This is a genomic window from Arcobacter aquimarinus (assembly GCF_013177635.1).
In the GTDB taxonomy this organism is placed as follows: domain Bacteria; phylum Campylobacterota; class Campylobacteria; order Campylobacterales; family Arcobacteraceae; genus Aliarcobacter; species Aliarcobacter aquimarinus.
In genome coordinates, this window is record NZ_CP030944.1 from 2203554 (window position 1) to 2217879 (window position 14326).

A 14326-nucleotide genomic window follows, 5' to 3' on the forward strand; every position below is an offset into this window, starting at 1 on the left:
AATGAAATTTTCAGGTTCTAATGTATTAGTTACAGGTGCAAGTAGAGGAATTGGTGAGCAGATTGCAAAAACTCTTGCAAGTTTTGGGCTAAAAGTTTGGATAAATTATAGAAGTGGTGCACAAGCAGCTGAAGCAATAAAAGAAGAAATAGAAAAAGCTGGTGGGAAAGCCGCAATAATTAAAGCTGATGTTACTAATGAAGAAGAGTTTACAAATGCAATAAAAACTATTGTAGATGCAGATGGGGAACTGTCATATTTAGTAAATAACGCTGGAATTACAAAAGATAAATTAGCTTTAAGAATGAGTGTAAATGATTTTACTGATGTAATAAATGCAAACTTAACATCTACATTTATTGGTTGTAAAGAAGCATTAAAAGTAATGGGTAAAAAAAGATTTGGTTCAGTTGTTAATATCTCTTCAATTGTCGGAGAAATGGGAAATCCTGGACAAACTAACTATGCTGCTTCAAAAGGTGGAGTAAATGCAATGACAAAATCTTTTGCAAAAGAAGCTGCTTCTAGAAGTATAAGATATAATGCAGTAACTCCTGGTTTTATTCAAACAGACATGACAGATGAACTAAAAGAAGAAGTAAAAGCTGAATATGAAAAAAATATTCCTCTATCAAGATTTGGAAAACCAAGTGAAATTGCTGATGCAGTTGCGTTTTTACTAAGCGATCATTCATCTTATATCACAGGTGAAATACTAAAAGTTAATGGTGGATTATACGTTTAATACGTTCTTAAAAAGTTTACCTATATAATTTAAAAGAGTTTTTAAAAACTTTTTTGTTATAATACGAAGATAATTTTATAAAAGGAAATAAATATGGCATTATTAGATGATGTAAAAGCAGTAGTTGTAGAGCAATTAGATTGTGATCCAGCAGAAGTAAAAGAGGATTCAAAGTTCATTGAAGATTTAGGTGCTGACTCTTTAGATGTAGTAGAATTAGTTATGGCTTTAGAAGAAAAATTCGATATCGAAATCCCAGATGAAGATGCTGAAAAAATCTTAACTGTTGCAGATGCTATAAAATACATCGAAAATAACGCGTAATTTATACGCTTTAAATAGAAGATATTCTCTTCTATTTATATAATATTTAAACTATTGAGTTTTTTGTAAAAAGATTGAATAATTCAAATAATTAACATGGAGCATATTTAAATGAAAAGAGTCGTTGTAACAGGTATAGGTACTATTAATTCTACAGGACATAATGTAAAAGATTCTTTTGAAGCTGTTGTAAATGGTGTTTGTGGTATCGATACTATAACACTATTTGACGCAAGTGATTTTTCAGTGACAATAGCTGGTGAAGTAAAAGATTTTAACCCTGAAACTGTAATGGATAAAAAAGAAGTAAAAAAAGCTGATAGATTTATTCAATTAGGTATCAAAGCAGCTCTTGAAGCAATGATTGATTCAGGATATGTTACACAAGAAAATAAAAAAGTTGATCCTTCAATAGCTGAGAGATTTGGTATTATTTCTGGTTCTGGAATTGGTGGTCTATCTACTATTGAAAAAAACTCTGTTGTATGTGAAACTAGAGGTTCAAGAAAAATATCACCATTTTTCATTCCTTCTTCGCTAGCAAATATGTTAAGTGGTTTTATTTCTATTGAACATAATCTAAAAGGTCCTTCTTTATCACATGTAACAGCTTGTGCAGCTTCAACTCATGCACTAAACGATGCTGTTAAAACTATAATGATTGGTGGTGCTGATAGAATATTAGTTGTAGGTGCAGAAAGTGCTGTTTGTGGAGCAGGTGTTGGTGGATTTGCCGCAATGAAAGCATTATCAACAAGAAATGATGACCCTAAAAAAGCATCAAGACCTTTTGATAAAGATAGAGATGGTTTTGTTATGGGAGAAGGTGCTGGTGCTTTAGTTGTTGAAGATTTAGAGAGTGCATTAGCGAGAAACGCAAAAATTTATTGTGAAATTATAGGTTTTGGGGAATCAGGTGACGCGAACCATATCACTGCACCTGTAATAGATGGACCATTAAGAGCAATGAAAGCAGCATTTGAAATGGCTAAAAATATAACTGGTGAATATCCAAAGATTGATTATATTAATACTCATGGAACTTCAACACCTGTTGGAGATAAAAATGAAACGGCAGCAATTAAAGAACTTTTTGGAAGCAAAGAAAATTGTCCTCCTGTTTCATCAACAAAAGGTCAAATAGGACATTGTTTAGGTGCAGCGGGTGCAATTGAAGCTATCATGGCAATAAAAGCTTTAGAAGAAGGTATAATTCCTCCAACTATAAATGTTGAAAATCAAGATCCTGATTGTGATTTAGACATAGTTCCAAATGTTGCAAGAAAAACAGAATTAACTACAGTTATGAGTAATAATTTTGGTTTTGGTGGAACAAATGGTTCTGTAATTTTTAAAAAATTTATTAAATAATAAACCTACCATAAGGAGTTATTTATTAACTCCTTTACTTAAAGGGAGAACTTTGGCAGCTTACTTAGAATTTGAAGATAAAATCAAAAAGATAGAAGAAGATATTATTGTTGCAAAAACAAAAGCAGACGAACATGCTGTAGAAATTTTAGAAAAAAAATTAGAAAAAGAAGTTGAAAAAACTTTTAAAAATTTAAGTGATTATCAGAAACTTCAACTTGCTCGTCATCCGGACAGACCGTATGCAATGGATTATATTTCGGGGCTATTAACAAATGCCTACGAGATTCATGGTGATAGACATTATGTGGATGATCATGCAATTGTATGTTATTTAGGATTTATTGGAACGCAAAAAGTTTTAGTAATAGGTGAACAAAAAGGTAGAGGGACAAAAGACAAACTTTATAGAAATTTTGGTATGCCAAGTCCTGAAGGATATAGAAAAGCGTTGAGAGCTGCAAAAATGGCTGATAAATTTCAAATTCCGATTTTAATGCTTGTAGATACTCCGGGTGCATATCCAGGTATTGGAGCAGAAGAGAGAAATCAATCAGAAGCAATTGCAAGAAACTTATATGAATTTGCAGATTTAACTACTCCAACTGTTTCAGTTGTTATTGGAGAAGGTGGTTCTGGTGGAGCTTTAGCAATTTCTGTAGCTGATAAACTTGCAATGATGAGATATTCAGTTTATGCTGTTATTTCACCTGAAGGTTGTAGTGCTATTTTATGGAATGATTCATCAAAAGTAGAAACTGCAGCTAATGCATTAAAAATTACAGCTGAAAATTTAAAAGAACTTAATTTAATTGATGATGTAATAAATGAACCATTAATTGGTGCTCATAGACAAAAAGAAGAAGCTATTTTTGCTTTGAAAGAATATTTTTTAAACTCTTTAGAGGAATTAAATAAATTAACTCCACAAGAAAGATTAGAAAAAAAATACCAAAAAATTATGGCACTAGGTTCTTTCCAATAAGACAAGAATTATAATTCTTGTCTATCTCTTACTAATCTACCAGCAGGTTCACCACCTATTAAGTGAAAATGTAAATGATGTACTTCTTGTCCACCATGAATTCCAATATTTGTAATTAATCTATATCCACTTTTTTTTACATTCAATTTTTCAGCAACTTTTTGAATAAAAGTTGTCATTCCAGACATTACTTCAGCTGAAACAACATCAAAAGATTCGTAATGTTCTTTTGGAATGATTAAAACATGAATTTTTCTAGTTGGATTAATATCATTAAATGCTAAGAAATTTTCATCTTCTAAAATAGTTTGATTTGGTATTTCCCCTTTTACAATCTTACAGAATATACACATTATTTTTCCTTGAAATTAAATAGTAAAATATTATAACCAAACTCTAATAAATCTTTAAGTATAATCCCCCTAAAAATACTACAATAATAATTTAAATCCATAATAATTATTTATAAATTTAGGGAGAGAAAAGTGACACAGTGGATTGAAAAAATAGCCAATGCTACATCACTTGAAGAGTTAGAAAATTTAAGAATTGATACTTTAGGTAAAAAAGGTATTTTAACTTTAGAATTTGCTAAAATGAAAAGTGTTCCAAATGAAGAAAAAAAATCATTTGCAGAAAATTTAAATAAAAATAAAACATTAATAACTGATGCTTTAGAAAATAAAAAAATTATCTTGGAAAAAGAGGCTTTAAATAAAAAATTAGAAGCTGAAAAAATTGATGTAACAAAATTTAATAATGAATTATCATGTGGAGCAACTCATCCTGTAGTTGAAACTATGGACAGAATTATTAAATATTTCCAAAATCTAAATTTTGCTGTTGAAGAAGGTCCTCTAGTTGAAGATGATTTTCATAATTTTGAAGCTTTAAATTTACCTAAATATCACCCTGCTCGGGATATGCAAGACACGTTTTATAATAAAGACTACACATTATTAAGAACTCATACTTCTCCTGTACAAATTAGAACAATGCTTAGTCAAAAAACTCCAATTAGAATGATTGCTCCAGGAACTGTATTTAGAAGAGATTTTGATATTACACATACACCAATGTTTCATCAAATTGAAGCATTAGTTGTTGATGATGCTGATAAAGTATCTTTTGCAAATTTAAAACATGTTTTAGTTGAATTTTTACAACATATGTTTGGTGATGTTGAAGTAAGGTTTAGACCATCTTTTTTCCCATTCACTGAACCATCAGCTGAAGTAGATATCTCTTGCGTATTCTGTAAAGGTGAAGGATGTAGAGTTTGTTCACATACAGGATGGTTAGAAGTTTTAGGTTGTGGTGTAGTTGATGAAAATGTGTTTAAAGCAGTTGGCTATGAAAATAAATCTGGTTATGCTTTTGGATTAGGAGTTGAAAGATTTGCAATGCTAATCCATAATATTGGAGATTTAAGATCACTATTTGAAAGTGATACAAGATTATTAGGACAGTTCAAATGATTATTACAAGAAGTTGGTTAGAAGAATTTATTGATATTTCGAAAATTTCTACAGATGAAATTTGTAAAACTTTAAACGCTATTGGTCTTGAAGTTGATAGTTTAGAAAACTACTCTATCCCATCAAAAGTTGTTGTTGGAAAAGTTTTAGAAAAACAAAAACATCCAGATGCAGATAAGTTAAATATTTGTCAAGTTGATTTAGGATTAAATCAAGTTCAAATAGTATGTGGTGCAAAAAATGTAGATGTTGGTCAATTTGTTCCTGTTGCAATGGTTGGCTGTGATTTAGGAAATGATTTTATTATTAAAGAAGCAAAATTAAGAGGTGTTGAATCAAATGGAATGATTTGTTCTTCAACTGAACTTGGTCTTCCAAAACTTAATGATGGAATTTTAGTTTTAGATAATTCAATTGGTGAATTAATTTTAGGAAAAGAGTTAAAAGAATATTCTAAATTAAATGATTCAATTATTGAAATAGGTTTAACTCCAAATAGAGGTGATTGTTTAAGTATTTATGGAATAGCTAGAGAATTGAGTGCTTATTATTCTATTCCACTATTAGAACTTGATAAACAAATTAAATATAATGATTTAGGTATTGGTCAAATTTTTGAAATAGAATGTGATAGTAATATTGATTCTTCTTTATCTTTTAAAGCTGTTGATTTTACAAATTTCAAATTGGGATTACTATTTAAATTTAGAACTTCTATTTTAGGAAAATATGTAGACAATAATGATATAAAAAATACATTAACTTATGTTACACATTCAACAGGAGTTATTTTAAATGCTTATCCTAAAGATATGACTTTAAAAAACAACAACTTAAATATTTTATATGTAAAAAAAGATGAAGATGAATTTGACAATATTTATGGAATTGAACATTTAAGTAAAATCTGTGTAGAACACAAAGAACTTAATTATAACGATACAGATTATATTATCGAAGCTTCTTATATAAACCCTGATTTAATTTCAAGAAAAGTTTATGAGAAAAAAATAAAGACTTCTGATATTTATTATAAAGCTTCAAGAGGAAGTGAACCAAATATTGACTTTGGAATAGAGTATTTATCAACATTGATTTCTAAATTTGGTGCTACAATTTACAAAGGAACTGAAACGTTTATAGAAGATAAAGAGAAGTTAACTTTAGATGTAAGTACAAAAAAAATAAATTCTATTATTGGACAAGAAATTCCAAAAATAGAAATAGAAAAAATATTAACTTCATTAGGCTTTGAGGTTAAGGATACAGTAGATAATGTTTTAGTAATAAAAATTCCTCATTACAGACATGATATTAAAAATATAGCTGATGTAACAGAAGAAGTGGTAAGAATTATTGGGATTGATAATATTGTATCTAAACCATTACAAATTGATGAAGTAAACAGAGTAAATAAAACATCTAATGATTTAATCAAAAAAAATAAACTTAGATTTAAAGCAATTGAAAATGGTTTTTTTGAAACTCTAACTTATGTATTTTCATCAAAAGAGAACTTAGAAAAATATGGTTTTAAAACAGTAAAAGAAGAATTAGAACTTATAAATCCTATAGTAAAAGAATTAAATACATATAGAACTACACTACTTTTGAATTTAGTTGAAGCTTGTTCAAATAATTTCAAAGTTGGCTCACGTTCGACTGCTTTTTTTGAAATTGGTACGATTTTTGATGAAAATAGAAAAGAAAGTAAAAAAATTGCTTTTATTCAAACAGGTTTTATAGAACAAGAAGAGATTTCAAATTCAGGTAAACCAAAAAATGTAGATTTCTTCTCTTTTTCAAAAAAAGTATTAAATACTATTGGAAAATTTGATTTAGAACCAATGAGTGATATTAATAATTCATTTATTCATCCATATCAAAATGCAAATGTTTTAATAGATGAAAAAATAGTTGGATTTATTTCTAAACTTCATCCAAGTGTTTGTTCTGATTTTGATTTAAATGATACTTTTATTGCTCAAATAGATTTTGAAGCAATAAAAAATGATATTGTTAAAACAAATTCATATTCAAAATTCCAATCCTCTAAAAAAGATTTAAGTATCATAGCTCCTAAATCTTTAGAATATAAAGAGATTAAAAAAGTTATTAATTCATTAAATGATAAAAATATTAAACAATTTAATTTAATTGATATCTATAGTGATGAAAAATTAGGTAATAATGAAAGTTTAACTATCAGATTTGTTTTACAAAATGATGAGAAAACAATGGAAGAAGAAGATATTACAACAACAATGAATTCTATCTTAGATACATTAAATCAAAAATTATCTATAGGTATAAGATAAAATAAGGGGAAAAAGTGGAAAAGTTCAATATAAAGAAATTAAATAAATCATTTAATATAGAAATAGACTCAATAGCAAGTGATAAATCGATATCACATAGATGTGCAATGTTTTCACTTTTTTCAAATGAAACTTCTTATATAAAAAACTATTTAACAGCTGAAGACACATTAAATACATTAAGTATTGTTGAACAACTTGGAGCAAAAATAAAAAGAGATGGAAGTTATGTTGAAATAACTCCAACTTCTACTTTAACTGAACCATCAGATGTTCTTGATTGTGGTAACTCTGGAACTGCAATGAGATTGTTTTGTGGTTTATTAGCATCAGTTGATGGAGCATTTACACTAACAGGTGATAAATACTTAAGAAATAGACCCATGAAAAGAGTTGCAGATCCATTAAGAAGTATTGGTGCATTAATTGATGGAAGAGAAAATGGGAATAAAGCTCCTTTATTTATTAGAGGTGTAAAAGAACTACAACCATTTACTTATCACTCTCCTGTTGATTCTGCACAAGTAAAATCAGCTATGATTCTTGCAGCTTTAAGAGCAAATGGTATTTCAAAATATAAAGAAAATGAGTTAACAAGAGACCATACAGAGCGAATGCTTAAAGGTATGGGAGCAACTTTAGAAAATGATAGTGAAGGATTTATAAATATTCATCCACTAAAAGGTCATTTAAAACCATTAAATATTACTGTACCAACAGATCCTAGTTCGGCATTTTTCTTTGCTGTTGCAGCAGCTATTACTCCAAATTCAAGAGTTTTAATAAAAAATGTAACTTTAAATCCAACTAGAGTTGAAGCTTATGAAGTTTTAAAAAGAATGGGTGTTATTGTTAATTTTATTGAAAAAGAAAATGTATATGAACCAATAGGTGATATTGAAGTAATTAATAATGAACTAAATGGTGTTGAAGTTTATGAAAATATTTCTTGGCTTATTGATGAACTACCAGCTCTTTCAATTGCTATGAGTTTAGCAAATGGAAAATCAAAAGTATCAAATGCAAAAGAATTAAGAGTTAAAGAGAGTGATAGAATTTCTAGTGTTGTAAATAATCTAAAACTTTGTGGTGTTGAATATACAGAATTTGAAGATGGCTATGAAATTATTGGTGGAAAAATAGAAAAAGCATCTATAAATTCACATGGTGATCATCGAATTGCAATGAGTTTTGCAATTGCCGGATTAAACTGCGATATGGATATTGAAGATACTCAATGTATTGAAACATCTTTCCCAAATTTTAAAGAGATTTTAGACTCTTTATATAATTAAGGTTTTATTTAATGGAAGTAAAATTAGCGTCAAACTATGGATTTTGTTTTGGTGTAAAAAGAGCAATTAAAATAGCAGAAGATTATACAAACTCTGCTACTATGGGTCCTTTAATTCATAATCAAGATGAAATAAATAGATTAAAAAATGATTTCAATGTAGGTTTATATACAAATTTAAGTGATATAAAAGAGAATGATACTGTAATAATTAGAACTCATGGTATTCCAAAAAATGAATTAAAAGATTTAAGAAAGTTAAATGCCAAAGTTATAAATGCAACTTGTCCATTTGTTACGACACCCCAACAAATTGTAAAAAAAATGTCAAAAGAAGGCTATTCTATATTAATTTTTGGTGACTCTGATCATCCTGAAGTAAAGGGTGTACAATCTTATGGTGAAGATCAAGAGGATGTTCATATAATTTTAGAGCCATCTGATTTAGAAAAAGTAATATTTAAAAATACTAAAATTGCAACTGTTGCTCAAACGACTAAAAAGAAAGAAAAATATCTCGAAATTGTTAATGCTCTAATTTTGAAAAATAAAGAAGTAAGAGTATTTAATACAATTTGTGATGCAACTTTTGAGAATCAAGATGCAGCTAGAGAATTATCAAAAGAAGTAGATATCATGATTGTTATTGGAGGAAAAAATTCTTCAAATACAAAACAATTACACTCTATTTGTCTTGAAAATTGTAAAGATTCATATTTAATTGAAAATGAATTGGAATTAGATACCTCATGGTTTTCAAATAAAAAATTATGCGGTATAACCGCAGGTGCAAGCACTCCTGATTGGATAATTCAACAGGTTGTAGATAAAATAAAATCAATAAACTAAGAGTTTTTAAGTCAATTTTCTGTATAATCGTCCTATTTAATAAAACTGGTAAATATGAAGGAATAAAATGGGTATCGAAGATATTGATTTAGGTGAAGACTTTGATTTTGAGCAAATGCTTAATGAGTCTTTTGAGAATGCAGAAAATAATTCTGTGGTTGATGGTGTAATTGTTGAAATTAATGATGAAAGAGTTTTAGTTGATGTTGGTCAAAAAGTTGAAGGTCAATTATCTATTTCAGAAATTACAATTGGTGGTGAAGTAAAGTATAAAGTTGGAGATACTATTCCTGTTATGTTAATGGGGAATAGAGGAGAAAGACCAAATATTTCACATAAAAAAGTGTTACAAAAAGAAAAGTTTGATTCATTTGTAAAAACTCATGGTGAAAACTTCGAAGATGTAACTATTGAAGGTAAAATCGTTTCTGTAAAACAAAGAGGTGGTTTTATCATCGAAGATGCAGATGGTTGTGAATATTTCATGCCTATGGCACAATCTTATCTAAAAGCACAAGGTGCAATTGGAAAAACTGTAAAAGCTAAAGTTATCAAAGTAAATAAAGCTCAAAATTCAATTATTGTTTCAAGAAAAAAATTAATTGAAGAATCAAAAGCTGTTAAAGATAATAAAGTTACTGAAATTTTAGATAATAAAGAACCAATCAATGGTATTATCAAAAAAATTACTTCTTATGGAATGTTTGTAGATTTAGGTGGAATTGATGGTTTAGTAAACTACAATGAAATCTCTTACAAAGGTCCTGTAAATCCTGCAAATTACTACAATGAAGGTGATGAAGTTTCAGTTGTAGTTTTATCTTATGACAAAGCAAAACAACACTTATCATTATCTATTAAAGCTGCTTTATCTAATCCTTGGGAAGAGATTAAAGATGAATTAGAAGTTGGTGATACAATTACGGTTACTGTTTCTAACTTTGAATCTTATGGTGCATTCGTTGATTTAGGAAACGACATTGAAGGTTTATTACATATTTCTGAAATTTCATGGAATAAAAACTTAAAAAACCCAAAGGAACTTTTAACAATTGGTGAAGAGATTAATGTTGAAGTTATTGAATTAAACATTGAACAAAAAAGATTAAGAGTATCTTTAAAAAATTTACAAGAAAAACCTTTTTCAAAATTTACAAATGAACACAAAGTTGGTGATGTAATTAAAGGTAAAATTGCAACATTAACTGATTTTGGTGCATTTGTATCAATTGGCGAAGTAGATGGTTTATTACATAATGAAGAAGCTTCATGGGAGCCAAATGCAAAATGTAAAACACTATTTAAAAAAGGTGATGAAGTTGAAGTAAGAATTATCAAAATTGATAAAGAAAAAGAAAATATTTCATTATCAGTTAAAGAAATTGCAGATTCTCCAGCAAAAAGATTCCAAGATACATATAAAATTGGTGATATTGTAAAAGGTACAGTAAAAGACACTAAAGATTTTGGTATTTTTATAAAACTTGAAAACAATCTTGATGGTTTAATTAGAAATGAAGATTTTGGACCACTAAATGCTGATGAAATCAAAAATGGTGATGAAGTTGAAGCTGTAGTTGTAAATATCGATACTAGAAAAAATAGAGTTAGATTATCTGTAAAAAGATTAGAACAACAACAAGAAAGAGAAGTTTTAAAATCTGTAAGTGATGATTCAGCAATGACTTTAGGTGATATCTTAAAAGATCAAATGAAATAATAGGAATTATTTAAATGAGTAAACATACAATTGTAGTTTGTGACCATATACATGAAGCTGGTTTACAAATTCTTCAAAATACAGAAGATATAAACTATGTATATGCAGCAGATGTGAATAAAACAGAACTATTAAATATTATAAAAGATGCACATGTTGCAATTACTAGATCTTCAACAGACGTTGATGAGAAATTTTTAAATGCGGCAACAAATTTAAAAGCAATCATCAGAGCTGGTGTTGGTTATGATAATGTTGATATTGAAGGTTGTAGTAAAAGAGGAATTATCGCAATGAATGTTCCAACTGCAAACACAATAGCGGCAGTAGAATTAACAATGGCACATATGTTATCATGCATGAGAAAATTTCCTTATGCACACAATCAATTAAAAATTGATAGAGTTTGGAAAAGAGAAGATTGGTATGGGAATGAACTTTATGGGAAAAAACTAGGTGTTATTGGTTTTGGAAATATTGGTCATAGAGTTGCATTAAGAGCTAAATCATTTGAAATGGATGTTATTACATATGACCCATATATTCCTTCAACTAAAGCAACTGATTTAGGTATCAAATATACAACAAATTTTGATGATATTCTTGCTTGTGATATTATTACTATTCATACACCAAAAAATAAAGAAACTATTGATATGATTAGTTTTGAGCAAATTGCAAAAATGAAAGATGGTGTAGTTTTAATCAATTGTGCTAGAGGTGGATTATATAATGAAGAAGCATTAGTAGAAAACCTAAAATCTGGCAAAATTGCAATGGCTGGAATTGATGTATTTAAAAAAGAACCAGCAACAAATCACCCATTATTAGATTTACCAAATGTTACAGTAACAGCACATTTAGGTGCAAATACAAAAGAATCACAAAAAGAGATATCAATTCAAGCTGCAAATAATGCTATTGAATCAGCACGTGGAATTGCGTATCCAAATGCTTTAAATTTACCAATAGATGAGAGTAAAATTCCTTCTTTTGTAAAACCATATATTGAATTAACTCAAAAAATGGCATTTTTACTTGCACAATTAAGTAAGAGTGAAATTAGATCAATAAATATTGCAGCTGAAGGTGAAATTTCAGAATATTTAGATTCTTTACAAACATTCTCAACTGTTGGTGTATTATCAGCAAGTTCTGGAGATGAAGTAAACTATGTAAATGCAAACTTTATAGCAAAAGAAAAAAATATTGAATTAACAACTTCTGAATACTCAAATCATAGTGGCTATCAAAATAAAGTTTCAATAAAAATAACTACATCAACTGGTGTTAAAACTATATCAGGAACTGTATTTAATGATGATGTTCAAAGAATAGTTGAATTAAGTGGATTTACTATAGATATCGAACCAAAAGGCAAAATGATCATCATGAGAAATAATGATGTACCAGGTGTTATTGGTGAAGTTGGTAAAATTCTTGGTGATAATAAAATTAATATTGCTGACTTTAGACTTTCAAGAGGGAAAGATGGTGCTTTAGCTGTTATTCTAATTGATGAAAAAGCATCTTCAGATGTATTAAAAAAACTTGACAGTTTAGAAGCAGCTATTGCAGTTGCTTATGCTGAAATTTAAGGAGAAACTATGGCAATAGGAATGAGTGAATTAAAAAAGGGATTAAAAATTGAAGTTGATGGAATTCCTTATAAAATTACTGAATACCAACATGTAAAACCTGGGAAAGGTGCTGCATTTGTAAGATGTAAAATTAAATCATTTTTAAATGGAAAGGTTATTGAAAAAACTTTCCATGCTGGTGATAAGTGTGAAGTTCCAAACTTACAACAAAAACAAATGCAATTTTTATATGATGATGGTGAATTATTACAATTTATGGATAATGCAACTTACGAACAAGAAGGTTTAACTTATGAACAAGTAGGTGAAGCATTTGATTGGATAATTGATGGTATGGTTTGTGATATGATGTATTTTAATGGTAAAGCAATCACAGTTGAACCTCCAATGGTAGTTGAATTAAAAATTGTTGAAACACCACCTAATTTTAAGGGTGATTCTCAAGGTGGAAGAAAACCAGCAACTTTAGAATCAGGTGCAGTTGTACAGATTCCTTTTCATATTTTAGAAGGTGAAGTAATTAAAGTTGACACTAGAACTGGTGAATATTTAGAAAAAGTAAAATAGTAGCAAATGCTACTATTTTCTTTTTAAAAAAACAACTTTATCCTCTCCTATAAAATTTTCGTGCATTATCTCAAAGTCTAAATTTATATCATTCAAAGTATTTTCACCTTTTCTAATTTTTGAACTAATTATTAAAATAATAAAATCTATTTTTTCTTTAAATTTCTCAAGTAAAGTATAAACACCTTCAATCATAACAAATTTATAATCAAGTAATTTAAATAAATCATCACTAATAAAAACTTTTCTATTTGGTATTTTAAACAAAGGTATATTATTATCAAACATCTTATTTTTACTATAAATCATAATATCAGGAGCACATCCTGCAATATATCTTGAATCAAGGGTTGGCTTATCAATTCTTACTGTGTTTCCACCAATTAAAAGTAAATCTATTTTATCTCTTAAAGTATGAACATAAGCTAATGCTCTATTTGAAGAAATTTTACCATCAATACTACCATTTAATGTTTGTGCCATTTTAAAAAAGATACATGTTTTATTTTGCCAAGAAATAAATGGTAATAATAAATTATAACCATCATTTTGCAATATTCCTATATCCACTTTAATATTTTGACTTAATAATGTTTCAAGCCCACCAGAGGCTTTTGGATTTGGATCTTTTACACTTATTATTACTCTTTTTGGTTTTAAAACTTTTAACAACTCTGAACAAGCAGGAGTTTTTCCTTCATGATTACAAGGCTCAAGAGTAATGAAAATTTCACAGTCATTAAAAAAATCATTATGATTCTTTATTAAATAATCATGAATATCATACGAATTATTTAATGTTTTTAATACTGAATTAGGATATATTTTTAAAAATGCAGCTCTAAGTGCATTCACTTCAGCATGTGGCATACCAGCTTCTTTATGAGCTTCTATTGATAGTATAGCACCATTTTTTACAACAACACAACCAACAGCAGGATTTGGATATGTTAAGAGTTGATATTTCCACGCTTCATCTATTGCTAATTTCATATAAAAATTATCATCTATTTTCATTGTTATCACTTTTAAAAAAATTGGAAGAGTAGTATATATTAAGTAGTTTTAATTAGT

At 28.2% G+C, this 14326-nt stretch carries 13 protein-coding genes; 11 read left to right on the forward strand and 2 right to left on the reverse strand.

Translation table 11 applies throughout. The annotated features are described in order from the left end of the window. The first annotated feature begins 1 nt into the window (after position 1). The 4 genes from fabG to accA all read left to right on the forward strand — a co-directional run bounded on the left by fabG (position 2) and on the right by accA (position 3425). On the forward strand, positions 2-745 hold the full coding sequence (gene fabG, locus AAQM_RS11125) for a 3-oxoacyl-ACP reductase FabG (RefSeq protein ID WP_129094725.1): 744 nt from the start codon (positions 2-4) through the stop codon (positions 743-745). A 93-nt stretch (positions 746-838) separates the two neighbouring features. Beyond that, complete coding sequence (acpP, locus tag AAQM_RS11130; protein ID WP_004510944.1) at positions 839-1069, forward strand: acyl carrier protein; 231 nt, start codon at positions 839-841, stop codon at positions 1067-1069. A gap of 111 nt (positions 1070-1180) precedes the next feature. Then, complete coding sequence (locus tag AAQM_RS11135; RefSeq protein ID WP_129094724.1) at positions 1181-2440, forward strand: beta-ketoacyl-ACP synthase II; 1260 nt, start codon at positions 1181-1183, stop codon at positions 2438-2440. A gap of 52 nt (positions 2441-2492) precedes the next feature. Then, the gene (accA, locus tag AAQM_RS11140) at positions 2493-3425 is read left to right on the forward strand and encodes an acetyl-CoA carboxylase carboxyl transferase subunit alpha (protein WP_129094723.1); all 933 of its coding nucleotides are present in this window, start codon (positions 2493-2495) and stop codon (positions 3423-3425) included. Between the two features lie 8 nt (positions 3426-3433). On the opposite strand, the gene AAQM_RS11145 is transcribed toward accA, so the two are convergent. Then, positions 3434-3778: a histidine triad nucleotide-binding protein gene (locus AAQM_RS11145; RefSeq protein ID WP_129094722.1), complete on the reverse strand. Its 345-nt coding sequence runs from the start codon at positions 3776-3778 to the stop codon at positions 3434-3436. A gap of 132 nt (positions 3779-3910) precedes the next feature. Here AAQM_RS11145 and pheS point away from each other — a divergent pair, with 132 nt between their 5' ends. The 7 genes from pheS to efp all read left to right on the forward strand — a co-directional run bounded on the left by pheS (position 3911) and on the right by efp (position 13252). Further along, positions 3911-4903, forward strand: a complete 993-nt coding sequence (gene pheS, locus AAQM_RS11150) for a phenylalanine--tRNA ligase subunit alpha (RefSeq protein WP_129094721.1) — start codon at positions 3911-3913, stop codon at positions 4901-4903. Further along, entirely contained in the window at positions 4900-7221 is a 2322-nt protein-coding gene (gene pheT / locus AAQM_RS11155) for a phenylalanine--tRNA ligase subunit beta (RefSeq protein WP_129094720.1), read from the forward strand. The genes pheS and pheT overlap by 4 nt, the downstream gene beginning before the upstream one ends. A gap of 14 nt (positions 7222-7235) precedes the next feature. Then, positions 7236-8516 carry a 3-phosphoshikimate 1-carboxyvinyltransferase gene (gene aroA, locus AAQM_RS11160; protein WP_129094719.1) on the forward strand — a complete coding sequence of 427 codons (1281 nt, stop codon included), beginning with the start codon at positions 7236-7238 and terminating at the stop codon, positions 8514-8516. 11 nt (positions 8517-8527) lie between these two features. Next, positions 8528-9364 carry a 4-hydroxy-3-methylbut-2-enyl diphosphate reductase gene (locus AAQM_RS11165; protein ID WP_129094718.1) on the forward strand — a complete coding sequence of 279 codons (837 nt, stop codon included), beginning with the start codon at positions 8528-8530 and terminating at the stop codon, positions 9362-9364. 67 nt (positions 9365-9431) lie between these two features. Further along, positions 9432-11084, forward strand: a complete 1653-nt coding sequence (locus AAQM_RS11170) for a 30S ribosomal protein S1 (protein WP_129094717.1) — start codon at positions 9432-9434, stop codon at positions 11082-11084. A 14-nt stretch (positions 11085-11098) separates the two neighbouring features. Beyond that, complete coding sequence (gene serA / locus AAQM_RS11175) at positions 11099-12682, forward strand: phosphoglycerate dehydrogenase (protein WP_129094716.1); 1584 nt, start codon at positions 11099-11101, stop codon at positions 12680-12682. A 9-nt stretch (positions 12683-12691) separates the two neighbouring features. Continuing rightward, positions 12692-13252 (forward strand): elongation factor P, encoded by a 561-nt coding sequence (gene efp, locus AAQM_RS11180; RefSeq protein ID WP_129094715.1) that lies wholly within the window; start codon positions 12692-12694, stop codon positions 13250-13252. A 12-nt stretch (positions 13253-13264) separates the two neighbouring features. Here the strand turns inward: efp and ribD are convergent, their stop codons facing one another. Next, the gene (gene ribD, locus AAQM_RS11185) at positions 13265-14269 is read right to left on the reverse strand and encodes a bifunctional diaminohydroxyphosphoribosylaminopyrimidine deaminase/5-amino-6-(5-phosphoribosylamino)uracil reductase RibD (RefSeq protein WP_129094714.1); all 1005 of its coding nucleotides are present in this window, start codon (positions 14267-14269) and stop codon (positions 13265-13267) included. Positions 14270-14326: the final 57 nt, after the last annotated feature.

Coding starts and splice junctions, on each gene's coding strand:
- fabG (WP_129094725.1), top strand. CDS start 2: ATGAAATTTTCAGGTTCTAATGTATTAGTTACAGGTGCAAGTAGAGGA.
- acpP (WP_004510944.1), top strand. CDS start 839: ATGGCATTATTAGATGATGTAAAAGCAGTAGTTGTAGAGCAATTAGAT.
- AAQM_RS11135 (WP_129094724.1), top strand. CDS start 1,181: ATGAAAAGAGTCGTTGTAACAGGTATAGGTACTATTAATTCTACAGGA.
- AAQM_RS11145 (WP_129094722.1), bottom strand. CDS start 3,778: ATGTGTATATTCTGTAAGATTGTAAAAGGGGAAATACCAAATCAAACT.
- pheT (WP_129094720.1), top strand. CDS start 4,900: ATGATTATTACAAGAAGTTGGTTAGAAGAATTTATTGATATTTCGAAA.
- AAQM_RS11165 (WP_129094718.1), top strand. CDS start 8,528: ATGGAAGTAAAATTAGCGTCAAACTATGGATTTTGTTTTGGTGTAAAA.
- AAQM_RS11170 (WP_129094717.1), top strand. CDS start 9,432: ATGGGTATCGAAGATATTGATTTAGGTGAAGACTTTGATTTTGAGCAA.
- serA (WP_129094716.1), top strand. CDS start 11,099: ATGAGTAAACATACAATTGTAGTTTGTGACCATATACATGAAGCTGGT.
- efp (WP_129094715.1), top strand. CDS start 12,692: ATGGCAATAGGAATGAGTGAATTAAAAAAGGGATTAAAAATTGAAGTT.
- ribD (WP_129094714.1), bottom strand. CDS start 14,269: ATGAAAATAGATGATAATTTTTATATGAAATTAGCAATAGATGAAGCG.